Source organism: Nocardioides sp. TRM66260-LWL (assembly GCF_020075545.1).
Taxonomy (GTDB): Bacteria; Actinomycetota; Actinomycetes; order Propionibacteriales; family Nocardioidaceae; genus Nocardioides.
In genome coordinates this window covers 110132-132742 of the sequence record NZ_JAIQZK010000009.1, presented here as the reverse complement: position 1 = coordinate 132742, position 22611 = coordinate 110132, and the positions used below count along the sequence as shown (strand labels likewise).

The window sequence follows — 22611 nt, the reverse complement described above, 5'->3', positions numbered from 1 at the left end:
CCGGTCAGCACGCCACTGCCGACGAAGCCCCTCGGGCGCATCGCTGGACTTCTTGCTCCAGTCCGCCGTCGCCATCCTTGAACACCTCCGTAATCGTGGTGTTGCGACGACCAGTTGAATCCGCCCTGAACGCCCTGATCCGAGTGGATGATCGTGCCCGGCTTCGAGCGTTGCCCGAGCCGACTGTCGATGGCCATCCCGAGCGCGTTGGTCACCAGCACTGCAGTCGGCGACGCGTCGATGGACCATCCGACGACACGGCGCGAGTAGGTGTCGAGGACGACGCAGCAGAAGACCTTCCCTTCACGGGTCGGGTGCTCGGTGATGTCGGTGACCCACAGCTGGTTCGGGCCGTTGCGGTTGAAGTCGCGCTGGACGAGGTCGGTGGCGACGGTATCGGGCTTGATCTTGCGCCACTTCTTGGGCCCACTGATGCCCTGTAGCCCGGCGCGCCGCATCAGCAGCTCGACCTGGCTATGGCCGACCAGGATGCCGCGCCCGATGGTCAGCTCGGCGTGGACCCTGCGGGCGCCGTCCGTAGGCTCGATCCGTCACTCAATGCTCACCGGCCCCATCCCCCAAATCCACACCGAATGTCACGAGAAGCTCAAATTTGAGCAAACCCTCCGAGGGATTGGCACTTTTGACGCCTTCGCTATACGACTGACGCCATTCAGCGATCGGCACCATCTCGATCGAAAGCCGGCATCAACTTCGCATTCTCGGCGCTCGACGGCACCTCGAACGCCGGCGACTAAAGAACAACCATGACACGACAGCCGACTGATCGCCTAGTTCTACCGAACGATCGGTGCCTCAGCAGGCCAGGCACAACGGGACAATATTCGGAGTAAATCGGCGATCAACTGAACAATGCGATCGCAAACATTAGACCATCAATAAGATCAGCATTTGTCTTCCATGAAGTCCTTCACGACGTCATAGTCGTACGAACCGCCGAAATAGCTCGAAGAAAATCCGACGCTGTCAGCCTCAAACTGATCACACGCACTACGACGACCGTCTGTGGACACCTTGTCCCAAGCGTCGTTCAAAATCTCCTTCTGCGTTCCCTCAGGCGTTGAACTGTCACCACTCGACTGAGTACCGGCACAGGCAGAGACGGTTAGGCTGATGCCCAAAGTCATCAGGACCAAAGGAACACTGAGTTGGATTCGCACACCGGTACCGTAGAGGCTTTTGCCGGCAAAGGACAGCACTGGTCGACAGTCGATTCAATCGACGGACAGCGTCGTTGCGCGACTGCCGTTCTCGCCTCGCGCCCGAGAAGCAGGTCAGTTCGATGCGTGTGAAGATTGTCGGTGGCGCCCGGCACCCTGGCCCCATGACCGCCTCCGCCCTGCTCCTGGCCCTCGTCGTGCTGCTCGTCGGCGCGGCGCTGGGCTTCGCCGTCGGCGCGCTGTGGCAGCGGGGCCGGCCCGAGCAGGTGGCGGCGCTTAGCGCGGCGCAGGAGCGGGTCGAGCTGGTGCAGGGGCTCGACCGTCTCTCCGACCAGCTGCTCCATCTCGACCACCAGCGCGACACCTGGGACGCGCGGCTGCGCGAGCAGGTCGACGCCGTGCGCCGCTCCACCGAGCTTCTCGGCACCGAGACCCGCGCGCTCTCCACCGCCCTGCGCCGGCCCCAGGTGCGCGGGCGCTGGGGCGAGCTGCACCTGCGCCGGGCCGTCGAGCTGGCGGGGCTGGTCGACCGCTGCGACTTCTCCGAGCAGGTGCGCCTCGACGACGGCGCGCAGCGGCCCGACCTCGTCGTCTCGCTGGTGGGCGGGCGCAGCATCGTGGTCGACGCCAAGGTGCCGCTCGACGCCTACCTCGACGCCACCACCGCCGAGGCGCAGGGCGACGCGGCGCTCCAGGCCAAGCACCTGGCCCGACACGCCCGCCAGCTGCGCACCCACGTCGACGGGCTGGCGTCCAAGGCCTACTGGCGGGCCCTGGAGCGCAGCCCGGAGTTCGTCGTCCTCTTCGTGCCGGCCGAGTCCTTCCTCGCCGCGGCGCTCGAGGTCGAGCCCGGTCTCATCGAGCACGCCGCCGAGCGGCAGGTGGTGCTCGCGACGCCCACCACGCTGATCGCCCTGCTCCGCACCGTCGCCCAGGGCTGGAGTCACGAGCGGCTGGCCGAGCAGGCGCGCGAGGTGCACCGGCTTGGCCGCGAGCTGCACGAGCGGCTGGCCGTCTTCGGCGGCCACCTCGACCAGGTCGGCCGCTCCCTCAACGCCGCCGTCGGTCGCTACAACACCGCCGTCGGCTCCCTGGACGCGCGGGTGCTCGTCACGGCGCGACGCTTCCGCGACCTCGGGGTCACCGACGACGGGCTCGAGGCGCCGCGGCAGGTCGCGCTGCGGGCGGTGCACCAGCCCGAGGAGGCGCAGGGCGAGCAGCGGGAGCGGCCGGAGCAGTCGCAGCACTCGGAGCACTCGGAGCAGCAGGGCCGGTCCGGGCGGCGCGGCGCCCCCGGCGATCCGCCCGCGCGCCCTAGCGTGGTCTCGTGACCTCCCGCGTGATCTGGGACGAGGGCCGCACCCCCGGCCGGGAGCTCGTCACGCTCGGCGTCGCCGGCACGCTCACCCTGATCACGCTCGACCTCCTCGCCCGCGGCCACGCCGGCTGGGTGCTCGACCTCGGCTTCGTGCCGCTGTGCCTGCTGCTCGCGCTGGCGGTGCGTCCGGGCGACTTCTTCGCCATCGGCATCGCCCCGCCGCTGCTCCTGCTCGCCGCGTTCGTGCTGCTGGCGCTGACGCGTCCCGACGCCATCGCACAGCCCGACGACGGCGTGGTGCAGGCGGTCGTCACCGGCCTGGCGCTGCACAGCCTGCCGCTCGGGCTCGGCTACGCGGGCTGCCTGGGGGTGCTGGCGCTGCGCCAGCACCGCCTCGTCACCCGCTGACCTGCCCGCTGCTGCTGCCGCCCTGCGACGGTGCGGGGATCTCGACAGGCTCGATCACCGTGACCCGCTGACGGCCCGCCTCACTCGAACCGGTCGGGATCTCCTGCGCCGCGGCGCAGCACCTCGGGCGCGCCCTCCGACCAGTCGACGACGGTGGTCGGCTCCGCGGGCGTCTCCCCCGCCTCGACGACGACGTCGACGACGTGGTCGAGCTCCTCCTTGATCTCCCAGCCCTGGGTGCGCGGCTCGGTCTCGCCGGGGAGGATCAGCGTGCTCGAGAGCAGCGGCTCGCCCAGCTCGGCGAGCAGCGCCTGGACGAACCGGTGGTCGGGGATCCGCACGCCGACGGTCTTCTTCTTGGGGTGGAGCAGCCGCCGCGGCACCTCCGGGGTGGCGGGGAGGATGAACGTGTAGGGCCCCGGCGTCGCCGAGCGGATCGCCCGGAACGCCGCGTTGTCGACGTGCACGAGGGTGCCGAGCTGGGAGAAGTCGCGGCAGACGAGGGTGAAGTGGTGGCGCTCGTCGAGCCCGCGGATGCGCAGGATGCGGTCGCGTCCGTCCCGGTTGCCGACCCGGCACCCCAGTGCGTACCCGGAGTCGGTGGGGTAGGCGATCAGCGCGTCGTCGCGCAGCAGCGCCACCAGCTGGCCGAGCAGCCGCGGCTGCGGGTCGTCGGGGTGCAGGTCGAGGAAGCGCGCCATGCCCGGGACCCTACGCGCGGCGGCTCACAGGGTCCTGCCAGCACCTCGCAGGCGACGCACAGGCGGGCCCCAGCGCGATGCCGGACGGCGCTGGCGCACTGGTGGGGTCCGGCCTCGTCCCGCCCCAGGAGCCACCATGGAGAGCACCCCGCCCGTCCGCCACCCCGAGCAGCGCACGGTGCACGGGCGCCGCCGCATCGCCTTCGTGCTGCCGGTCCTCGACGAGGCCGAGAGCCTCCCCGCGTTCCACGCCGCCCTGGTGGCGGCCACCGACCGGCGTCCCGACCTCGACGTCGAGCTCGTCTACGTCGACGACGGCAGCACCGACGACTCGCTGCGCCTCCTGCTCGGCCTGCGCCAGCAGGACTCCCGCGTCGGCGTGCTGCAGCTGGCGCACAACCGCGGCCACCAGATCGCCGTCACCGCCGGGCTGGACGCGGTCGGCGACGCCGACGCCGTGATCGTCATGGACACCGACCTGCAGGACCCGCCGCACGTCGCCCTGCAGCTGATCGAGGCATGGGAGGCCGGGGCGGACGTCGTCTACGCCCAGCGCCGCACCCGCCGCGACGGCCCGTTCAAGCGCGCCACCGCGTGGGGCTTCTACCGGGTGCTCGACGCGCTGTCGGAGATCGAGATCCCCCGCGACACCGGCGACTTCCGGCTCATGGACCGCCGCGTCGTCGCCGAGGTGGCCCGCTACCGGGAACAGGACCGGTTCCTGCGCGGCATCGTCGCCCACGTCGGCTTCCGGCAGGAGGCGGTGCTCTTCGACCGCGACGAGCGGCACGCGGGCACGACCGGCTACCCGCTGCGGACGATGCTGCGCTTCGCCGCAGACGGGATCGTCGGGTTCTCGGCCGCGCCGCTGCGCTGGATCTCCCGGCTCGGCTTCGGCATCTCGCTGCTCAGCCTGCTGCTCGCGGCCTACGTGGTCGCGGTGCGGGTGCTGACGCCGCAGGACTCCGTGCCGGGCTGGGCGTTCCTCGGCGTCGCGGTGCTGCTCATGGGCGGCCTGCAGCTGATCATGATGGGCGTCATCGGCTCCTACCTCGGCCGCGTGCACACCCAGGTGCAGGGCCGTCCGCTGTACTCCCTCGCCCTCGCGGCCCGCGGCGACCGGCCCGGCGTCCGAACCCTCAGCCGCGGGGCGGCCACGCCGCCGACCGTCCCGGCGGCCCTGACCGGACGACGGGACGGCGCGTCCTGAGCACCCGCCTGCGGTTCGCGCTCGTCGGCCTGGCGAACACCGGCGTCGACGTCGGCCTCTTCGCCCTGCTGCACGAGCCCCTCGGGACGGTGTGCGCCAACGCGGTCTCGACCAGCGCCGGCGTGCTGCTCGGACTCCTCGGCCACGGCCGCGTCACCTTCCGCGACGCGACCCTGACGCCCCGGCGGGCGCTGCGCTTCCTGCTCGTCAACGCCGTCGCCCTGTGGCTGGCGCAGCCACTGGCGATCAGCGTGCTGACCCGCGCCGGGGTCGGCGTCGTCCCCGCGAAGCTGCTCGCGGTCGGCGTCGGCGTCGTGCTGACCTGGACGGCCTACCGGACGTGGGTGTGGGGCGAGGCAGCAGGCCGCGCGACGGACGTCAGACCGAGCGTCCCGCGGCCTTGAGGTCGCGGCGCAGCTCCTTGGGCAGCGCGAAGACCAGCGACTCCTCCGCGCTGTGCACCGCGCGGGCGTCGGGGTAGCCGCGCTCGGCGAGGAAGGCGAGCACGCCCTCCACCAGCGCCTCCGGGACGCTCGCGCCCGAGGTGACGCTGACGGTGCGGACGCCCTCGAGCCACGCCTCGTCGATCTCGGAGGCGTCGTCGACGCGGTAGGACGCCTTCGCGCCCGCCTCGAGCGCGACCTCGACCAGCCGCACCGAGTTCGACGAGTTGCCCGAGCCGACCACGATCACCAGGTCGGTGCCCTCGGAGATCTCCTTGACGGCGAGCTGGCGGTTCTGGGTCGCGTAGCAGATGTCGTCGCTCGGCGGGTCGAGCAGCGCGGGGAAGCGCTCGCGGATCGCGGCGACGGTCTCGAGGGTCTCGTCGACCGAGAGCGTGGTCTGGGAGAGCCAGGCGACCCGCTCGGGGTCGCGGACGACGATGCCGGGCACGTCGGCGGGGCTCTGGACGAGCTGGATGTGCTCGGGGGCCTCGCCGGCGGTGCCCTCGACCTCCTCGTGGCCCTCGTGGCCGATCAGCAGGATGTCGTAGTCGTCGGCGGCGAACCGCCGCGCCTCGTGGTGCACCTTCGTGACCAGCGGGCAGGTGGCGTCGATCGTCTTGAGGTCGCGCTCGGCGGCCTGCCGGTGCACCTCCGGGGAGACGCCGTGGGCGGAGAAGACGACCGTGGCGCCCGCGGGCACCTCGTCGAGCTCCTCCACGAAGACGGCGCCGCGCGACTCCAGGTCGGCGACGACGTGCTTGTTGTGCACGATCTGCTTGCGCACGTAGACCGGCGAGCCGTAGAGGTCGAGCGCGGTCTCGACCGTGACGACCGCCCGGTCGACGCCGGCGCAGTAGCCGCGCGGGGCCGCCAGCAGGACGGCCTTCTCGGCGTCCTCGGGGCTCAGGACGGGCGGCATGCCGATCTCGGTGCTCATGCGCCCAGGGTAGTCGGGGCCCGCGCGGACGCGCCCATCCCCGCGGGCGCTGTCGGCGGCCCCGGCTAGGGTCCCGGCCATGGCCCTGGAGACCTCGCCGAGCGCGCCCGCCCCGGTGCGCCAGATCGCGATGCTCATCTCCGGATACGTCGACCGGCTCGGCGCGGTGTGGGTCGAGGGCCAGGTGGCGCAGCTCAACCGGCGCCCCGGCCTGGCCACGGTGTTCCTGACGCTGCGCGACGCGGTCGCCGACATCTCGATCCCGGTCACCGCGCAGCGGGTCTACGTCGACTCCCTCAACCCGCCGCTGGTCGAGGGCGCGAGCGTCGTCGTGCACGCCAAGCCGTCCTACTACGCCGCGCGGGGCACCCTCTCGCTGCAGGCCCGCGAGATCCGCATGGTCGGCCTGGGCGAGCTGCTCGCCCAGATCGAGCGACGCCGCCAGCTGCTCGCCGCCGAGGGGCTCTTCGCCGCCGAGCTCAAGCGCCGCCCGCCGTTCCTGCCGCGCCGCGTCGGGCTGGTCACCGCGCCGAACAGCGCGGCCGAGCGCGACGTCGTCGAGAACGCCCGGCGTCGCTGGCCGGGCGTGGTGTTCGAGACCGCCTACGCCACCATGCAGGGCCCGCGCTGCGCCGGCGAGGTCATCGACGCGCTCGAGCGGCTCGAGCGCCACCCCGAGGTCGACGTCGTCGTCGTGGCCCGCGGCGGCGGCGCCGTCGAGGACCTCCTGCCGTTCTCCGACGAGGGGCTGCTGCGCGCCGTCCACCGGCTGCGCACGCCGGTGGTCTCCGCGATCGGCCACGAGCCCGACTCCCCGCTCCTCGACCTCGTCGCCGACGTCCGCGCCTCCACCCCCACCGACGCCGGCCGCCTGGTGGTGCCCGACGTCGCCGAGGAGGCCCGCGGCGTCGAGGCGGCCCGACAGCGGCTGCGCGGCCAGCTCGCCGGACTGCTCCACCGCGAGGACGCCTTGCTCGCCGCGCTGCGCAGCCGGCCGGCGCTCGCCGATCCCCGCAGCCTGGTCGACCGACGGCTCGAGGAGCTCGCCGCGCTGCGCGAGCGGAGCCGTCGCACCGTGCGGCACCGGCTCGAGCGGGCCGCCGACGACGTCGAGAGCCAGCGGCTGCGCGCCCGGGCGCTCTCGCCGCTGGAGGTCCTGCGCCGCGGCTACGCGGTGCTGCAGGACGCCGACGGGCACGTCGTCGCGTCCGTCGCCGGGGTCGCACCCCCGCAGTCCCTGAGCGCGCGGGTGGCCGACGGCCGCCTGGCGCTGGCCGTCACCGCCGTCGAGGAGACCGATGCCTGAGAAGCCCGCGCGGAGGTCGGCCGCCACCGCCGCCCCGACCCCCGAGCCCGACCGTCCGGCCAGCTACGAGGCCGCCCGCGAGGAGCTCGTCGAGGTGGTGCGCCGGCTCGAGACCGGTGGCACCACGCTCGAGGAGTCGCTCGCGCTGTGGGAGCGCGGCGAGCAGCTGGCCGGATGGTGCCAGGAGTGGCTCGACGGCGCCCGGGCGCGGCTCGACGCCGTCGTCGCCGTCGTCGCCGACGGCTCCGACGACTCCGAGGGCTGAGCGCGCTCGCGGCTCAGCCGCGCTGCAGGGAGTCGACGAGGCGACGCAGGTCCTCGACCGGCGCCGAGCCGTAGACGACCACGGTGCGCTTCGCCTCGCCCGAGCCCACCTCGGCGGTGAAGGCATGGTCGCCGCCGGCGTCCGACCAGGAGTCCCAGGTGGGGGCCACGGAGCCGGTGACGCTGATCGGATCGCCGGCCTGCGGGTCCTTGTCGACGAGGGTGTCGAGCAGGCTGGCGACGTCCTCGTCCTCCTCGTAGAGGCCGGCGAACTTCCCCTCGGCGGTGAGGAAGGCCATCGCCCAGGTCCAGCGGTCGCCCGGGGTGAAGGTCACCGACGAGGTGCGCCAGCCCTCGGGCAGCGTGCGCGGGGCGACGAGCTCGATGCCGCCGGCCTTGGCCTCGGAGACGACCTTCGCGTAGTCGAGGTTCGGCGCCTGGTACGTCGGGGTGTCGCGGAAGGTGCCGCGGAACAGCACGAACGCGATCACCAGCGCGACCAGCACGATCATCGAGCCGAGCAGACCGCCGGCGGAGCGGTTGTAGCGGCCGGGCTTCTCACTCACGCGGCCCATCCTCCCAGGGGCCCGGTGAGGGGGTGACCCCGCCCGCGGCCGACGGAGGCGATGATCTGCGCCGTGAGCGAGCCCCTGCTGTCCGTCGTCGCCGTCCTGGCCCTGCTCGCCCTGCTGGTGACGGCCTGGCGCCACCCGCGCCCGCTCGTGGAGGCCGGCGCGGCGCTCGGCGCCTCGGCGCTGGTGCTGGCCGTGGGCGCGGCGAGCACCGCCGACGCCGCCGACGCGCTCGAGCGGCTCGCCCCCGTCGTCCTGTTCCTCGCCGCCGTCCTGGTGGTCGCCGAGGTCTGCGGCCGGGCCGGGCTGTTCGCGGCGGCCGCCGCGGCCGCCGGACGGCTCGCCGGCGACTCCCCGACGCGCCTGCTGCTCGCGGTCGTGGCGGTGGCCACGGTCGTCACGACCGTGCTCAGCCTCGACGCCACGGTCGTGCTGCTGACGCCGGTGGTGGTGGCCGTGGCGGTGGCCCGACGGCTCTCCTCCGCGCCCGGGGCGTGGGTGTGCCTGCGGCTGGCCAACTCCGCGTCCCTGCTGCTGCCGGTCGCGAACCTGACCAACCTGCTGGCGATGCCCGACCTGCCCCTCGGCTTCGGCGCCTTCGCCCGGGCCATGGCGCCGACGCTGGTGGTGGTCGTGCTCGCCGAGGCGCTGCTCACCCGGGTGCTGGTGCGGCCGGCGCCCGTCGCCGCGGGCGCCGCACCCGCTCCCGCTCCGGCCTCGGCGGAAGAGGTCGGGCGGGTGCCGCTGGTCCCGGTCGCGACGGTGGCGCTGATGCTGGCCGGCTTCGCCGTGGGCTCGGCGCTCGACGTCGAGCCCGGCTGGATCGCAGCGGCGGCGGCGCTGGTGCTCCTCCTCTGGGCGCTGCCGCGCCGCATGCTCGACGCCGGCGAGGCCGTGCGGGCCGCGTCCCCGTCGTTCGCGGTCTACGTGCTCGGGCTCGGCGTGGTGGTGGCGGCCGTGGCCGACACCGCGCCCGGCGACGCCCTGCGCGCGCTGGTGCGGCGGGTCGTCGGCGACGGACCGGTCGATCTCGGCTCGACCTCCGGCCTGCTGGTGCTGCTCGGCGTGGCCGGCATCGCGACGCTGGTGGCCAACCTGGTGACGAACCTCAGCGCGACGCTGCTCGTCGTCCCGCTCGTCGCGCCGCTCGGCCCACTGGCGGTGCTCGCCGCACTGATCGGCCTCGACGCCGGCGCCGGGCTCACCTACACCGGCTCGCTGGCCAACCTGCTGTGGCGGCGCACCCTGGAGGGGACGCCCGCGGCCACCCCGCTCGGCGAGTTCCACCGGCGCTCGCTGCTGGCCACCCCGCCGGTGGTGGTGCTGGCCGTCGTCACGCTGTGGGCGACGAGCGGCCTGGCCTGACCAGCGAGGCCCGCGCGGCCTCGACCTCGTCCCGCGTGACGCAGCCCTCGACGTGGTCGTCGATCAGGCCCATGGACTGCAGGAACGCGTGCATCGTGGTGGGACCGACGAACCGCCAGCCGCGCCGCTTGAGATCGCGGGCCAGGGCGATCGACGCGGGGGACGTCGTGGCGGTCTGCGGCGCCGGGAGGTCGGCCGGGTCGGGCTCGAAGGACCACACGTGCGCCGCGAGGGTGGTCTCCTCCTGCAGCTCCAGCAGGCGCCGGGCGTTGTGGATCGCGGCCTCGATCTTGCCCCGGTGTCGCACGATGCCGGCGTCGCCGAGCAGCCGGGCCACGTCGGCCTCACCGAAGCCGGCGACGGTCTCGGCGTCGAAGCCGGCGAACGCGGCCCGGAACGCCTCGCGCTTGGCCAGGATCGTGCGCCAGGCCAGCCCCGACTGGAACCCCTCGAGGCACAGCTTCTCGAAGAGCCGGCGGTCGTCGACGACGGGGAACCCCCACTCCTCGTCGTGGTAGCGGCGGTACTCGGGATAGGTCGGCGCGGCCAGGGCCCACGGGCAGCGCGGCAGGCCGTCGGGGCCGGGCTCGGCCGGCGGTGCGGACGGGGCCGGGGACGGGGTCGGCGGCGGGGTCGGGGCGGGCGACGTCACCCGCCCGTCCTACCAGTCCGGACCGACATCGTGACCTGCGTCCCGCCCCTCCGCTCCCGCCTCGGAGCGTCGGCGCCGACCGGTAGCCTGCGGCCATGACGCCGCCGCAGACCGCCGACCTGTCCGTCGACCCCCAGTCCCCCGACCGCAACCTCGCCCTCGAGCTCGTCCGGGTCACCGAGGCCGCGGCGATGGCCGCGGGTCGCTGGGTCGGCCGCGGCGACAAGAACGGCGCCGACGGCGTGGCCGTCAACGCCATGCGCGTGCTCATCTCCACCATCGGCATGCAGGGCGTCGTGGTCATCGGCGAGGGCGAGAAGGACAACGCCCCGATGCTCTACAACGGCGAGCTCGTCGGCGACGGCACCGGCCCGGAGTGCGACGTCGCCGTCGACCCGATCGACGGCACCACGCTGACAGCCAAGGGCATGACCAACGCCGTCTCGGTGCTGGCCGTCTCGCCGCGCGGCTCGATGTACGACCCCAGCGCGGTCTTCTACATGGAGAAGCTGGTCACCGGCCCGGAGGCCGCCGACGTCGTCGACATCCGCCTCCCCGTCGCCGAGAACATCGCCGCGGTCGCCAAGGCCAAGGGCAAGCGGCCCGCCGACGTCAAGGTCGTGCTGCTCGACCGGCCCCGTCACCAGCAGCTGGTCGACGACATCCGCGCCACCGGCGCGATGATCAAGTTCATCAGCGATGGCGACGTCGCCGGCGCGATCATGGCGGCCCGCCAGGACACCGGCGTCGACCTGCTGCTCGGCATCGGCGGCACCCCCGAGGGCATCATCACCGCCTGCGCGATGAAGTGCCTGGGCGGCGTCATCCAGGGCCGCCTGTGGCCGCAGGACGACGACGAGCGCCAGCGCGCGCTCGACGCCGGCCACGACCTCTCGGCCGAGGCGATCCTCACCACCGACGACCTCGTCACCGGCGACGACTGCTTCTTCGTCGCCACCGGCATCACCGACGGCGAGCTGCTGCGCGGGGTGCGCTACACGCCCGGCGGGGCGATCACCCAGTCGCTGGTCATGCGCTCGCGCTCGGGGACGATCCGCACGATCACCTCCGAGCACCGCCTCGGCAAGCTACGCGCCTACTCCGCGATCGACTTCGAGAGCTGAGCCCAAGGCGGTCACGGTGCCGCTCTCGACGCCGGCCCGGCGCGCCCGGTGCCGCGTCAGGGCGGAGGAGACCTCCCGCGCGACCCGCGGGTCGACGGCCATCCCGAGGTGCGAGGCCCGCACCTCGACGGCGTCGGCCTGCGGGTCGATGCACGCCCAAGGCCAGACGATGCCGTCGTTGCGCGACCACAGCGCGGTGAAGGCGACGTCGCCCGGCACCGGCAGGCGGCTCTCCTCGAAGGACTGACGCGCGCAGTCGCCGCCGACGCAGTCGCTGGCCATGAGGCCCGGCACGCCGACCCGGTTCAGGGCGACGAGCGCGGCCGCGCCGGCCGTCAGCGCCCGGTGGTGGGCGCCCGGCGCCATCATCGGCGAGCCCATCGTCACGATGCCGGAGACCAGGTCGGGGCGCCGCACGGCGATGCCGCGGGCCAGCATGCCGCCGAGGCTGTGCCCGACGATCTGCACCTTCTGCTCGCGACGCTCCACGATCCGCTCGATCCGCGACTCCAGCAGCGCGGCGGCGCTCAACGTGCAGTCGACGTTGGCCAGGATGTGCGCGCGGTAGGTGCGCCAGCCCTGCGAGCGCAGGTGCGCGGCGATGGTGCGCAGGGAGTAGTCGCCGGCGAAGAAGCCCGGCACCAGCAGCACCGGGTCGCCGTGGCGCTGCACCGCGGGTCCGGCGTAGGGCCGGCGGCGGCGTGCGCGGCGCTCGGCGAGGGAGTGGACGACGCTGCGTCCGGCCTCGCCGACGACCAGCCCCTCGCGCAGCATGGCGACGGCGGCGGGTCGGCGGAAGCCCTCGGGGAGGAGGAAGGCGCCCATGGTGGTCTCGTTCACATAGGTCACGTTACGGCCAGGTGAACGCCACCGTGGCCTGGATCACCCTCACGGGGGTCGGACGGCGCCGCAGATGGCCCATGCGGTTCACTCGGCACATGGCCCAGACGACTCCCCAGGCGTCCGACGAGCTGCTGGCTCCGCTCGGATCCTCCCTCGAGCTCTGCTACCAGACCTTCGGCGACGCCTCCGACGAGCCGCTGCTGCTCGTCATGGGGCTCGGGGGGCCGATGACGTGGTGGCCCACGGCCTTCTGCGAGCAGCTGGCCGAGCGCGGCTTCTACGTCGTCCGCTACGACAACCGCGACACCGGGCGCTCCACCCGCATCCGCCAGCGGGTCGGCCGCAGCGCGATCGTGCGGGCCTTCCTCGGCCTGCCGGTCGCGGCGCCGTACGGCATGGGCGACCTCGCCGACGACGCCTTCGGCCTGCTCGACCACCTCGGCCTGGCCTCGGCCCACGTGGCCGGCATCTCGATGGGCGGCATGATCGTCCAGACGATGGCGCTGGCCCACCCCGAGCGGGTGCGCTCGATGACCTCGATCATGTCGACGACCGGTCGGCGCACCGTCGGCTGGCAGCACCCGTCGCTGATCCCCGTCCTGCTCGGCTCGGCCGGTCCCGACGAGGACGGCTACGTCGCCAACTCGCTCAAGGTGTGGCGGCTCATCGGCTCGCCCGGCTACCCATCCCCCGAGGAGATGCTGCGGGCGCGCGCCAGCGAGACCTACCGCCGCGGCGTCAGCGCCAGCGGCGTCCTGCGCCAGATGCTCGCGGTGCTCACCCAGCCCGACCGCACCGAGGCCCTGCGGTCGCTGCGGGTGCCGACGACCGTCGTCCACGGCATGGCCGACAAGATGGTGCACGTCTCGGGCGGACGCGCCACCGCCGCCGCCGTCCCCGGCTCGGAGCTGGTGCTGATCGGCGGCATGGGCCACGACACCCCCGAGGAGCTGTGGCCGCGGCTCATCGACGCGATCCGCCGCAACGCCGACCGCGCCTGACGCTCTCCCGCCGGCGCCCACCAACGCTTGTAACGCGGAGTCCCGTGAACTTCCCACCCCTCAGGAGGGGTGGTCAGTTCACGGGACTCCGCGTCACATGGGGCGGCGCGGCCGGTACATGGGGCGGCGCGGCCCGACGTCAGTCCGAGAGCCGGGCGCCGGTCTCGGTGTCGAAGACGTGCACGTGGGCCGGGTCGGTGGTGACGTGGATGACCTCGCCCTTGCGGATCGAGTCGCGGGCGCTGATGCGCACGATGACGTTCGACGGCGTCCCCTCGACGTCGCAGGTGCCGTAGACGAACCCGTCGGCGCCGAGCTCCTCGACGACGGTGACGGTGATCGGCAGGCCGCCGGCGTCCGGCCCGACGACGCGCCACGCCTCGGGACGCACGCCGACGGTGATGCGACCGGTCATCCGCTGCGCGGCGACCGGGTCGACCGGCACCTCGTAGCCGCCGACCCGGGCCTTGCCGTCGGCGGCGACGGCCTCGAGCAGGTTCATCTGGGGCGAGCCGATGAAGCCCGCGACGAACAGGTTGGCCGGCTTGTCGTAGAGCCGCAGCGGGGTGTCGACCTGCTGCAGCTCGCCGAGCTTCATCACCGCGACGCGGTCGCCCATCGTCATGGCCTCGACCTGGTCGTGGGTGACGTAGACGGTCGTGATGCCGAGGTCGGCCTGGAGCTTGGCGATGTCGGTGCGGGTCTGGACCCGCATCTTCGCGTCGAGGTTCGACAGCGGCTCGTCCATGCAGAACACCTGCGGCTGCCGGACGATCGCGCGGCCCATGGCGACGCGCTGGCGCTGACCGCCGGAGAGCGCCTTCGGCTTGCGCTCGAGGTACTCGGTGAGCCCGAGGATGGCGGCGGCGTCCTTGACCCGCTTCTCCCGCTCGGCGGTGGGCACCTTGGCCATCTTGAGCGCGAAGCCCATGTTCTCGGCCACGGACATGTGGGGGTACAGCGCGTAGTTCTGGAACACCATCGCGATGTCGCGGTCCTTGGGAGGCAGCCGCGTGATGTCGCGATCGCCGATCAGGATGCGGCCGGAGTTCACCTCCTCCAGCCCCGCGAGCATCCGCAGGGTCGTGGACTTGCCACAGCCCGACGGACCGACGAGCACCATGAACTCGCCGTCCTCGATCTCCAGGTCGATGCCGGGCACGGCCGGCGTGTCGGCCCCCGGGTACCAGCGCTGCGCCTTCTCGAAACGCACGTTGACCATTGCGACTCTCCTTCACCGGCAGGAACGTGCCGACGATCCGAATGTGAGGAGCGACCGGACGGACGTCCGGCCACCTGACGCGCGACGCCGGCCAGCCCGCGGAGCATGGCGCAGGTCACACGAGGCCCGGAGCGTAGGCACCCCGCGGACGCGCCGTCAACGCCGACGCGGGCCGGAGCAGACCGGTCGCGGACGCTTGGTCTCGAGACGGTAACGGCCCTTGACGCGACGCGTTGCAAACGTTTGCATAGCCCGTGACCCACGTCACGTCGGCCCCCATCCCGCGTCGAGTCGGAACCCCACGGGCCGGATCTTTCAGAGAGGAAAGAGCGGATGAAGACATCCCTGTCCCGACGTCTGGCCGCCAGCGTCGCGGTGCTCGCGGTCACGGGCCTCGGCCTCGTCGGCTGCGGCTCGGACAGCAGCAGCAACGACGCCCAGAGCGCGGGCGGCACGTCCCCGGGCAAGGGCAAGGCCGAGTGCGCCCAGCTCGAGCAGTTCGGCGACCTCACCGGCAAGTCGGTCAGCGTCTACACCTCGATCGTCGAGCCCGAGGCCACCGCGCAGAAGAACTCCTACAAGGTGTTCGAGGACTGCACCGGAGCCACCGTGAAGTACGAGGGCTCGCAGGAGTTCGAGGCGCAGCTGCAGGTGCGCGCCCAGGGCGGCAACCTGCCCGACATCGCCTACATCCCGCAGCCCGGTCTGCTGAAGTCGCTCGTCCAGGGCGGCTACGTCAAGGAGGCCCCGAAGCCGGTCTCCGACAACGTCGACAAGTGGTTCGGTCCCGACTGGCGCTCCTACGGCACCGTCGACGACAAGCTCTACGCCGCGCCGCTGGGCGCGAACGTGAAGTCGTTCGTCTGGTACTCCCCGAAGATGTTCAAGGACAACGGCTGGGAGGTGCCGAAGACCTGGGACGACATGATCGCGCTCAGCGACAAGATCGCGGCCACCGGCATCAAGCCGTGGTGCGCGGGCATCGAGTCCGGCGAGGCCACCGGCTGGGTCGTCACCGACTGGCTCGAGGACGCCCTGCTGCGTGACGCCGGCCCGGACGTCTACAACCAGTGGGTCAACCACGAGATCCCGTTCAACGACCCGAAGGTCGCCGAGGCCCTCGACCGCGTCGGCAACATCCTCAAGAACGACAAGTACGTCAACGGCGGCATCGGCGACGTGAAGTCGATCGCCACCACGTCGTTCCAGGAGGGCGGTCTGCCCATCACCAAGGGCAAGTGCGCCCTGCACCGCCAGGCGTCGTTCTACGCCGCGCAGTGGCCGAAGGGCACCAAGGTCGCCGAGGACGGCGACGTCTTCGCCTTCTACCTGCCCACCACCAACGACCAGTTCGGCCAGCCGGTGCTCGGCGGCGGCGAGTTCGTCGCGGCGTTCTCCGACCGTCCCGAGGTGCAGGCGTTCCAGACCTACCTGTCCTCGGACGTGTGGGCCAACGAGAAGGCCAAGGCCACCCCGGACGGCGGCTGGGTCAGCGCCAACAAGGGCCTGAAGATCGACAACCTGACGAGCCCGATCGACAAGCTGTCGGCCGAGACCCTGCAGAACCCGGACGCGGTCTTCCGCTTCGACGGCTCCGACCAGATGCCCGCCGCCGTCGGCGCCGGCACCTTCTGGAGCGAGATGACGAACTGGATCACCGGCGAGTCGACCACCGACGCGCTCAAGAAGATCGAGGCCTCCTGGCCGTCCTGATCCCTCAGGCGCTCCCTCCGGGCGCGGGCGCCTGCTGACGCCCGCGCACCGACCTCGAGGTGCCGGTCGGGTCCTCACCGACCCGGCCGGCACCTCGCTCGGCTCCCCCGTCCTCCGAGAGGTGACTCATGACCACGTCCGAGAAGCTCGTGCAGATGGCGATCGCCATCGTGCTGTTCTTCGGCGTGATGGCGGTGATCCTGCTGCTCACGCAGCGACTCCGCTCCCGCGCCGGCGAGCGGGTGCAGGCCGCCGCCTTCCTCGCCCCGACCCTGCTGCTCATCGCTGTCGGACTGCTCTACCCGGCGGTCAAGACGATCTACCTGTCGTTCCGCAACAACGCCGACTCGGCCTGGGTCGGGTTCGCGAACTACGAGAAGATCTTCACCAACGCCGACCAGCTGCAGACCCTGCGCAACACCGCGCTGTGGGTGGTGCTCGTCCCGGCGGTGTCGACGGCCGTCGGGCTGATCTACGCCGTCCTGGTCGACCGCTCGCGCTTCGAGAGGTTCGCCAAGGCGCTGATCTTCCTGCCCATGGCGATCTCGCTGGTCGGCGCCTCGATCATCTGGAAGTTCGTCTACGCCTACAAGGACAGCTCGCAGGAGCAGATCGGCCTGCTCAACGGCATCCTGAAGGCCGTCGGGCTGCCGACCTACAACTTCCTCCTCGAGGAGCCGTGGAACACGCTGTTCCTCATCGTCATCCTGATCTGGGTGCAGGCCGGCTTCGCGATGACGATCCTCTCGGCGTCGATCAAGGCGATCCCCGAGGACATCATCGAGGCCGCCCGGCTCGACGGCGTGAGCGGCCTGCAGCTCTTCCGCCACATCACGGTGCCGAGCATCCGACCCTCGCTGATCGTCGTGCTCACCACGATCAGCATCAGCACCCTGAAGGTCTTCGACATCGTGCGCAGCGCGACCGGCGGCCAGTTCGGCACGAAGGTGCTGGCCTACGAGTTCTACGTGCAGTCCTTCCGCACCCTGAACCCGGCGCTCGGCGCGGCCCTGGCGACGCTGATCTTCGTCCTCGTCAGCCCGATCGTCATCTACAACATCCGTCAGATGCGCCGCCTGGAGGCACGATGAGCACCAGCACCCCCGCCGTCACCCCGGGCCTGCTCGAGAGCCCGACGCCGCCCGAGGGCACCGCGCCCCCGCGCTCGGCCGCCAGCGCGGCGCGCAGCGGCCTGAGCTCGCGGCTCGCCTCGGCGGCCGCCATCGTGATCGCCGTCCTCTGGACGATCCCCACCTTCGGCCTCTTCGTCTCCAGCTTCCGGCCCGAGGCCGACGTCAAGGGCAACGGGTGGTGGAACATCTTCACCAACCCGTCGTTCTCGCTGGAGAACTACCGGACGATCTTCACCGACCCCGACAGCGACCTGCCGCGGTTCCTGGTGAACACGATCGTGATCACCCTCCCGGCGGTGATCATCCCGATCACGCTCGCGGTGCTGGCCGCCTACGCGTTCGCGTGGATGGACTTCAAGGGCCGCGACACCCTCTTCGTGGCGGTCTTCGCGCTGCAGATCGTACCGATCCAGGTGACGCTCATCCCGCTGCTGCGCCTCTACACCCGGCCGCCCGAGTGGCTGCCGAAGCTGGCCGGCGAGGGCGCCCCGGGCGGCGGCTTCTACACGATCTGGCTCTCGCACACGATCTTCGCGCTGCCGCTGGCGGTCTTCCTGATGCACAACTTCATGCGGGAGATCCCCGGCGAGCTCGTCGAGTCGGCGCGGGTCGACGGCGCGGGCCACGTGCAGATCTTCACCCGCATCATGCTGCCGCTCATGACGCCGGCGATCGCCGCGTTCGGCATCTTCCAGTTCCTCTGGGTCTGGAACGACCTGCTGGTGGCGCTGGTCTTCGCCGGCGGCCAGTCCGACATCGCCCCGCTGACCTACTGGCTCGGGTCGCTTGCCGGCACCCGCGGCGAGGACTGGCAGGTGCTCTCGGCCGGCGCGTTCGTCTCGCTGGTGATCCCGCTGATCGTGTTCCTCAGCCTGCAGCGGTTCTTCGTCCGCGGCCTGCTCGCGGGCAGCGTCAAGGGCTGACCCCCACGAGCCGCGCCGGCCCGTCCCTCCCTGCCTGGGGGACGGGCCGGCGCGAGCGACCCCTCCTGACCCGTCGCCTTCCGAGAGGAGGACGCCGCGCTCTCAGCCCTGCCCGTCGGTCGACCGAGCGATCTCCTCGGCGAACCACCGGTAGGACGCCTTGGGCACCCGCGGCAGCTCGTCATGACCACGATCGACGCGCACCAGGCCGAAGGTCTTCGTGTAGCCCTCGGCCCACTCGAAGTTGTCCATGAGGGTCCAGACCAGGTAGCCGCGCACGTCGGCGCCGGCCTCGACCGCGCGCCGGGTGGCGGCGAGGTGGTCGCGCAGGTAGGCGATGCGGTCCTGGTCGTCGACCACGCCGTCGGCGTCGATCGCGTCGTCGGCGCAGGCCGCGCCGTTCTCGGTGACCACCAGCGGCAGGCCGGTGCGCCGGTGGGTCTCGACGAGCAGCTCCTCGAGTCCGCTGGCGTCGATCTCCCAGCCGATGTCGGTGCGCGGCTCGCGGACGACGAGGTCCAGCTCCCCGGCGCCGGGGTAGGCCTCGCCCTCGGTGTGCGCCGGCCGGGCCGCACCGCCGGCCGCGGAGGCGGCCGGACGCACCGGCGTGTAGTAGTTGACGCCGAGCCAGTCGGCCGAGCCGCGGATCAGCTCGAGGTCGCCGTCGCGCACGACCGCCGGGTCGGCGAGCACCGGCGCGACGTCGAGCAGCACGTCGTCGTAGGCACCGTCGACGAGCGGGTCGAGCCACACGCGGTTGCGGATCGCGTCGACTCGGTCGGCCACGTCGCGCGACTCCTCGCCCTCGGCCCAGACCGGGGCCAGGTTGTGCACGATGCCCAGCCCCACGGCGTCGGGCAGCGCCTGGCGCAGCAGCCCGTGGCCGAGGTTGAGGTGGTGGGCCGCGACGTGCGCCCGACCGCCCTCGCGGCGTCCCGGCGCGTGGACGCCGGCCGCGTAGCCCAGGTAGGCCGCACACCATGGCTCGTTGTGCGAGGCCCACAGACGCACGCGGTCGCCGAGGCGCGCGTGCACGAGCGCGCCGTACTCGGCGAACGCGACCGCGGTGTCGCGGGAGAGCCAGCCGCCGGCGTCCTCCAGCGGCTGGGGCAGGTCCCAGTGGTAGAGCGTCGCGGTGGGCTGCACGCCGGCGGCGAGCAGGGCGTCGACCAGCCGGTCGTAGTAGTCGAGACCGCGCGCCTCGACGCGACCGGTGCCCTCGGGGACGACGCGGGGCCACGCGATCGAGAAGCGGTACCACTGCGCGCCGAGGCCGGCCACGAGCGCGACGTCGTCGTCGAGCCGGTCGTAGGACTCGCAGGCGCGGACGCCGTCGCCGCCGTCGCGGATCGCCCCGGGACGACGGCAGAAGACGTCCCAGATCGACTCGCCGCGACCGTCGCGATCGCTGGCGCCCTCGATCTGGAAGGCGGCGGAGGCGGTGCCGAGCGCGAGCCGGCCGGACGTCAGAGGGTGACCCATGTCACCAACCTAGTGGGCGGCGCCGACGGCCCGCGCGTCACCGAGGCGGCGGCATGACCACCACCCGCACGCCCCCGCCCGAGGTGAACATGGAGGACGTCGCCCGCCGGGCCGGCGTCTCGATCGCGACCGTGTCGCGCGCGCTGCGCGGCGTGGCCGGCGTCAGCCCGCGCACCCGCGACAAGGTGCTCGCCGCCGCCGACGAGCTCTCCTATGTGGTCTCCCCCGCGGCCTCGAGCCTCTCCGGCGGCGCGACCGGCCGGGTCGCGGTCGTCGTCCCGCAGCTCGACTCGTGGTTCTCGAGCACGATGATGGCCGCCATCGAGTCGACCGTCCGCGGCGGCGAGCGCGACGTCCTGCTCTTCCAGGTCGAGGGACGCGAGCAGCGCAGCCGGTTCTTCCGCGAGCTGCCGACGCGACGCAAGGCCGACGCCGTCGTCCTGGTCTCGCTGCCGCTGGAGGCCGAGGAGGAGCAGCGGCTGGAGCTGATCGGCGTGCACGTCGTGGTGGCGGGCTCGCGCCTGCGCGACTACCCGCACGTCGAGGTCGACGACGTCGCGATCGCGCGGTGCGCCGTCGAGCATCTCGTCGCCCTGGGGCACACCCGCATCGCGATGATCCGCACCAGCGACACCGAGGGCGCGCACTGGACCAGCGACCTGCACCGCGGGCAGGGCTACGCCGAGGTGATGGCCGCCCACGGGCTCGGCGAGCCGTTCGTCGTCACCGAGGCCTACGGCGTGCACGCCGGGGCCCGCGGGATGGCGCGGCTGCTCGACGACCCGGAGCCGCCCACCGCCGTCTTCTGCTACTCCGACGACATCGCCGTGAGCGCGTACCGCGAGCTGGTGCGCCGCGGCCTGCGCGTGCCGGAGGACGTCTCGCTCATCGGCGTCGACGGCAACCCGCTGGCCGAGGTCTTCGACCTGACGACGGTCGACCAGCAGGCCGCCGAGCAGGCGCGGATCGCCGGGGAGATGACCCTGCGCCTCCTCGCGGGCGAGACGCTCGAGGACACCGCGCGGCTCGTCGACTTCCGGCTGGTCGAGCGCGGTTCGACCGCTCCCCCGCGGCGCTGAGCCGGACCGATACGATCACGGCTCGTGACCAGTGCGACCGGCCCCGAGTTCCGCTACTCCGACCTCCTGCCCACGGGCCCGGACGAGACGCCGTACCGGCTGATCACCACCGAGGGCGTCTCCACCGTCGAGGTCGGCGGCCGGACCTTCCTCCAGGTCGCGCCCGAGGCGATCCAGCGGCTCACGGCCGAGGCGATGCACGACATCAGCCACTTCCTCCGGCCCGCCCACCTCGCCCAGCTGCGTCGGATCATCGACGACCCCGAGGCGTCCGGCAACGACCGCTTCGTCGCGCTCGACCTGCTGAAGAACGTCAACATCTCCGCCGGCGGCGTGCTGCCGATGTGCCAGGACACCGGCACCGCGATCGTCATGGGCAAGAAGTCCGAGGGCGTGCTGACGGGCGTCGACGACGGCGAGTGGATCAGCCGCGGCGTCTACGACGCGTACACCCGGCTCAACCTGCGCTACTCCCAGCTCGCGCCGCTCACGACGTACGAGGAGAAGAACACCGGCACCAACCTGCCGGCGCAGATCGAGCTGTACTCCACCCCGCACACCTCGGGGAAGCCGGAGTACAAGTTCCTCTTCATGGCCAAGGGCGGCGGCTCGGCGAACAAGTCGTTCCTCTTCCAGGAGACCAAGGCGGTGCTCAACCCCGAGCGGCTGCTGCAGTTCCTCGACGAGAAGATCCGCTCGCTCGGCACCGCGGCCTGCCCGCCGTACCACCTGGCGATCGTCATCGGCGGCACGAGCGCCGAGTTCGCGCTCAAGACCGCCAAGTACGCCTCCGCGCACTACCTCGACGCGCTGCCCACCGAGGGCTCGATGAGCGCCCACGGCTTCCGCGACGTCGAGCTGGAGGAGAAGGTCTTCGAGCTCACCCAGTCCTTCGGCATCGGCGCGCAGTTCGGCGGCAAGTACTTCTGCCACGACGTGCGCGTCGTCCGGCTGCCGCGGCACGGCGCGTCGTGCCCCGTCGCGATCGCGGTCTCGTGCTCGGCCGACCGGCAGGCGCTGGGCAAGATCACCCCCGAGGGCGTCTTCCTCGAGCAGCTCGAGACGGACCCCGCCCAGTACATGCCGGACGCCGGGGTGGCCGAGGACATCGCGGGCGGCGAGGTCGTCGCGATCGACCTCAACCAGCCGATGGCCGACATCCTGGCCGAGCTGCGCAGGCACCCGGTCAAGACGCGGCTCTCGCTGACCGGCCCGCTCGTCGTGGCGCGCGACATCGCGCACGCCAAGATCAAGGAGCGCCTCGACGCCGGCGAGCCGATGCCCGACTACCTCAAGGACCACCCCGTCTACTACGCCGGTCCGGCCAAGACCCCCGAGGGCATGGCGTCCGGCTCCTTCGGCCCGACGACCGCCGGCCGCATGGACTCCTACGTCGAGCAGTTCCAGGCCGCCGGCGGCTCGATGGTGATGCTCGCCAAGGGCAACCGCTCCAAGCAGGTCACCGACGCGTGCGCCGCGCACGGCGGCTTCTACCTCGGCTCGATCGGCGGGCCGGCCGCCCGCCTGGCCCAGGACTGCATCAAGAGCCAGGAGGTCATCGAGTACCCCGAGCTCGGCATGGAGGCGGTCTGGAGGATCGAGGTCGAGGACTTCCCGGCGTTCATCGTCGTCGACGACCAGGGCAACGACTTCTTCACCGACCCGTCCGGCAGCGTCACCGTGCCGATCACGGGGCTGCGGGTGCGCTCGGCGCAGTCGTAGGTCGCCGGG

Annotated in this window: 23 protein-coding genes; 14 read left to right on the top strand and 9 right to left on the bottom strand. The window is 72.3% G+C overall.

Annotated features, from left to right (window positions below; all coding sequences use genetic code 11):
- A partial coding sequence (locus K8Z61_RS17050; RefSeq protein ID WP_224131284.1) for a DDE-type integrase/transposase/recombinase occupies positions 1 to 458 on the bottom strand: 458 nt, incomplete at its 3' end.
- A gap of 447 nt (positions 459 to 905) precedes the next feature.
- The gene (locus K8Z61_RS17045; protein ID WP_224131283.1) at positions 906 to 1220 is read right to left on the bottom strand and encodes a hypothetical protein; all 315 of its coding nucleotides are present in this window, start codon (positions 1218 to 1220) and stop codon (positions 906 to 908) included.
- A 125-nt stretch (positions 1221 to 1345) separates the two neighbouring features.
- Here K8Z61_RS17045 and K8Z61_RS17040 point away from each other — a divergent pair, with 125 nt between their 5' ends.
- Both K8Z61_RS17040 and K8Z61_RS17035 read left to right on the top strand, forming a co-directional pair.
- Positions 1346 to 2512: a DNA recombination protein RmuC gene (locus K8Z61_RS17040; RefSeq protein ID WP_224131282.1), complete on the top strand. Its 1167-nt coding sequence runs from the start codon at positions 1346 to 1348 to the stop codon at positions 2510 to 2512.
- Positions 2509 to 2907 carry a DUF6542 domain-containing protein gene (locus tag K8Z61_RS17035; protein ID WP_224131281.1) on the top strand — a complete coding sequence of 133 codons (399 nt, stop codon included), beginning with the start codon at positions 2509 to 2511 and terminating at the stop codon, positions 2905 to 2907. The genes K8Z61_RS17040 and K8Z61_RS17035 overlap by 4 nt, the downstream gene beginning before the upstream one ends.
- 80 nt (positions 2908 to 2987) lie before the next feature.
- On the opposite strand, the gene K8Z61_RS17030 is transcribed toward K8Z61_RS17035, so the two are convergent.
- The gene (locus K8Z61_RS17030) at positions 2988 to 3608 is read right to left on the bottom strand and encodes an L-threonylcarbamoyladenylate synthase (RefSeq protein WP_224131280.1); all 621 of its coding nucleotides are present in this window, start codon (positions 3606 to 3608) and stop codon (positions 2988 to 2990) included.
- Positions 3609 to 3744: 136 nt separating this feature from the next.
- On the opposite strand from K8Z61_RS17030, the gene K8Z61_RS17025 reads away from it, so the two are divergent.
- Both K8Z61_RS17025 and K8Z61_RS17020 read left to right on the top strand, forming a co-directional pair.
- Positions 3745 to 4818, top strand: a complete 1074-nt coding sequence (locus tag K8Z61_RS17025; protein ID WP_224131279.1) for a glycosyltransferase family 2 protein — start codon at positions 3745 to 3747, stop codon at positions 4816 to 4818.
- Positions 4815 to 5222 (top strand): GtrA family protein, encoded by a 408-nt coding sequence (locus K8Z61_RS17020; RefSeq protein ID WP_224131292.1) that lies wholly within the window; start codon positions 4815 to 4817, stop codon positions 5220 to 5222. Before K8Z61_RS17025 ends, K8Z61_RS17020 begins: the two co-directional genes overlap by 4 nt.
- Here the strand turns inward: K8Z61_RS17020 and K8Z61_RS17015 are convergent.
- The gene (locus tag K8Z61_RS17015) at positions 5197 to 6201 is read right to left on the bottom strand and encodes a 4-hydroxy-3-methylbut-2-enyl diphosphate reductase (RefSeq protein WP_224131277.1); all 1005 of its coding nucleotides are present in this window, start codon (positions 6199 to 6201) and stop codon (positions 5197 to 5199) included. The two genes, K8Z61_RS17020 and K8Z61_RS17015, sit on opposite strands and share 26 nt — an antisense overlap.
- A 79-nt stretch (positions 6202 to 6280) precedes the next feature.
- Between K8Z61_RS17015 and xseA the strand changes: the two genes are divergently transcribed.
- On the top strand, positions 6281 to 7507 hold the full coding sequence (gene xseA, locus K8Z61_RS17010; RefSeq protein ID WP_224131276.1) for an exodeoxyribonuclease VII large subunit: 1227 nt from the start codon (positions 6281 to 6283) through the stop codon (positions 7505 to 7507).
- On the top strand, positions 7500 to 7772 hold the full coding sequence (locus K8Z61_RS17005) for an exodeoxyribonuclease VII small subunit (protein WP_224131274.1): 273 nt from the start codon (positions 7500 to 7502) through the stop codon (positions 7770 to 7772). Before xseA ends, K8Z61_RS17005 begins: the two co-directional genes overlap by 8 nt.
- Before the next feature lie 13 nt (positions 7773 to 7785).
- Here the strand turns inward: K8Z61_RS17005 and K8Z61_RS17000 are convergent, their stop codons facing one another.
- Positions 7786 to 8337, bottom strand: coding sequence for a DUF4245 domain-containing protein (locus K8Z61_RS17000; protein WP_224131272.1), 552 nt, complete (start codon positions 8335 to 8337; stop codon positions 7786 to 7788).
- A gap of 72 nt (positions 8338 to 8409) precedes the next feature.
- On the opposite strand from K8Z61_RS17000, the gene K8Z61_RS16995 reads away from it, so the two are divergent.
- Positions 8410 to 9708: an SLC13 family permease gene (locus K8Z61_RS16995; RefSeq protein ID WP_224131271.1), complete on the top strand. Its 1299-nt coding sequence runs from the start codon at positions 8410 to 8412 to the stop codon at positions 9706 to 9708.
- On the opposite strand, the gene K8Z61_RS16990 is transcribed toward K8Z61_RS16995, so the two are convergent.
- Positions 9677 to 10360: a DNA-3-methyladenine glycosylase I gene (locus tag K8Z61_RS16990; protein WP_224131270.1), complete on the bottom strand. Its 684-nt coding sequence runs from the start codon at positions 10358 to 10360 to the stop codon at positions 9677 to 9679. The genes K8Z61_RS16995 and K8Z61_RS16990 overlap by 32 nt on opposite strands.
- A 95-nt stretch (positions 10361 to 10455) precedes the next feature.
- Here K8Z61_RS16990 and glpX point away from each other — a divergent pair, with 95 nt between their 5' ends.
- Positions 10456 to 11484, top strand: a complete 1029-nt coding sequence (gene glpX, locus K8Z61_RS16985; RefSeq protein WP_224131268.1) for a class II fructose-bisphosphatase — start codon at positions 10456 to 10458, stop codon at positions 11482 to 11484.
- Here the strand turns inward: glpX and K8Z61_RS16980 are convergent.
- Entirely contained in the window at positions 11449 to 12324 is an 876-nt protein-coding gene (locus K8Z61_RS16980) for an alpha/beta hydrolase (protein WP_224131267.1), read from the bottom strand. The genes glpX and K8Z61_RS16980 overlap by 36 nt on opposite strands.
- A 98-nt stretch (positions 12325 to 12422) precedes the next feature.
- Here K8Z61_RS16980 and K8Z61_RS16975 point away from each other — a divergent pair, with 98 nt between their 5' ends.
- Positions 12423 to 13328, top strand: coding sequence for an alpha/beta fold hydrolase (locus tag K8Z61_RS16975; RefSeq protein ID WP_224131266.1), 906 nt, complete (start codon positions 12423 to 12425; stop codon positions 13326 to 13328).
- A 139-nt stretch (positions 13329 to 13467) separates the two neighbouring features.
- On the opposite strand, the gene K8Z61_RS16970 is transcribed toward K8Z61_RS16975, so the two are convergent.
- Complete coding sequence (locus tag K8Z61_RS16970) at positions 13468 to 14550, bottom strand: ABC transporter ATP-binding protein (RefSeq protein ID WP_224131265.1); 1083 nt, start codon at positions 14548 to 14550, stop codon at positions 13468 to 13470.
- Positions 14551 to 14883: 333 nt separating this feature from the next.
- On the opposite strand from K8Z61_RS16970, the gene K8Z61_RS16965 reads away from it, so the two are divergent.
- From K8Z61_RS16965 to K8Z61_RS16955, 3 genes are all read left to right on the top strand, one after another.
- Positions 14884 to 16263 carry an ABC transporter substrate-binding protein gene (locus K8Z61_RS16965; RefSeq protein WP_224131264.1) on the top strand — a complete coding sequence of 460 codons (1380 nt, stop codon included), beginning with the start codon at positions 14884 to 14886 and terminating at the stop codon, positions 16261 to 16263.
- A 128-nt stretch (positions 16264 to 16391) separates the two neighbouring features.
- Positions 16392 to 17354 carry a carbohydrate ABC transporter permease gene (locus tag K8Z61_RS16960; RefSeq protein ID WP_224131262.1) on the top strand — a complete coding sequence of 321 codons (963 nt, stop codon included), beginning with the start codon at positions 16392 to 16394 and terminating at the stop codon, positions 17352 to 17354.
- Positions 17351 to 18319 (top strand): carbohydrate ABC transporter permease, encoded by a 969-nt coding sequence (locus tag K8Z61_RS16955; protein WP_224131261.1) that lies wholly within the window; start codon positions 17351 to 17353, stop codon positions 18317 to 18319. The genes K8Z61_RS16960 and K8Z61_RS16955 overlap by 4 nt, the downstream gene beginning before the upstream one ends.
- 102 nt (positions 18320 to 18421) lie before the next feature.
- Here the strand turns inward: K8Z61_RS16955 and K8Z61_RS16950 are convergent, their stop codons facing one another.
- On the bottom strand, positions 18422 to 19801 hold the full coding sequence (locus tag K8Z61_RS16950; protein WP_224131260.1) for a GH1 family beta-glucosidase: 1380 nt from the start codon (positions 19799 to 19801) through the stop codon (positions 18422 to 18424).
- A gap of 53 nt (positions 19802 to 19854) precedes the next feature.
- On the opposite strand from K8Z61_RS16950, the gene K8Z61_RS16945 reads away from it, so the two are divergent.
- Entirely contained in the window at positions 19855 to 20880 is a 1026-nt protein-coding gene (locus K8Z61_RS16945; protein ID WP_224131259.1) for a LacI family DNA-binding transcriptional regulator, read from the top strand.
- A 24-nt stretch (positions 20881 to 20904) separates the two neighbouring features.
- Positions 20905 to 22602 carry a fumarate hydratase gene (locus K8Z61_RS16940; protein ID WP_224131258.1) on the top strand — a complete coding sequence of 566 codons (1698 nt, stop codon included), beginning with the start codon at positions 20905 to 20907 and terminating at the stop codon, positions 22600 to 22602.
- Positions 22603 to 22611 lie beyond the last annotated feature (9 nt).

What these genes read in the sequence shown, in the direction of transcription:
- K8Z61_RS17025 (WP_224131279.1), top strand. Translation starts at nt 3,745, where the DNA reads ATGGAGAGCACCCCGCCCGTCCGCCACCCCGAGCAGCGCACGGTGCAC.
- K8Z61_RS16975 (WP_224131266.1), top strand. Translation starts at nt 12,423, where the DNA reads ATGGCCCAGACGACTCCCCAGGCGTCCGACGAGCTGCTGGCTCCGCTC.
- xseA (WP_224131276.1), top strand. Translation starts at nt 6,281, where the DNA reads ATGGCCCTGGAGACCTCGCCGAGCGCGCCCGCCCCGGTGCGCCAGATC.
- K8Z61_RS16970 (WP_224131265.1), bottom strand. Translation starts at nt 14,550, where the DNA reads ATGGTCAACGTGCGTTTCGAGAAGGCGCAGCGCTGGTACCCGGGGGCC.
- K8Z61_RS17015 (WP_224131277.1), bottom strand. Translation starts at nt 6,201, where the DNA reads ATGAGCACCGAGATCGGCATGCCGCCCGTCCTGAGCCCCGAGGACGCC.
- K8Z61_RS16950 (WP_224131260.1), bottom strand. Translation starts at nt 19,801, where the DNA reads ATGGGTCACCCTCTGACGTCCGGCCGGCTCGCGCTCGGCACCGCCTCC.
- K8Z61_RS16955 (WP_224131261.1), top strand. Translation starts at nt 17,351, where the DNA reads ATGAGCACCAGCACCCCCGCCGTCACCCCGGGCCTGCTCGAGAGCCCG.
- K8Z61_RS17030 (WP_224131280.1), bottom strand. Translation starts at nt 3,608, where the DNA reads ATGGCGCGCTTCCTCGACCTGCACCCCGACGACCCGCAGCCGCGGCTG.
- K8Z61_RS16945 (WP_224131259.1), top strand. Translation starts at nt 19,855, where the DNA reads ATGACCACCACCCGCACGCCCCCGCCCGAGGTGAACATGGAGGACGTC.
- glpX (WP_224131268.1), top strand. Translation starts at nt 10,456, where the DNA reads ATGACGCCGCCGCAGACCGCCGACCTGTCCGTCGACCCCCAGTCCCCC.
- K8Z61_RS17040 (WP_224131282.1), top strand. Translation starts at nt 1,346, where the DNA reads ATGACCGCCTCCGCCCTGCTCCTGGCCCTCGTCGTGCTGCTCGTCGGC.
- K8Z61_RS17005 (WP_224131274.1), top strand. Translation starts at nt 7,500, where the DNA reads ATGCCTGAGAAGCCCGCGCGGAGGTCGGCCGCCACCGCCGCCCCGACC.
- K8Z61_RS16960 (WP_224131262.1), top strand. Translation starts at nt 16,392, where the DNA reads ATGACCACGTCCGAGAAGCTCGTGCAGATGGCGATCGCCATCGTGCTG.
- K8Z61_RS16965 (WP_224131264.1), top strand. Translation starts at nt 14,884, where the DNA reads ATGAAGACATCCCTGTCCCGACGTCTGGCCGCCAGCGTCGCGGTGCTC.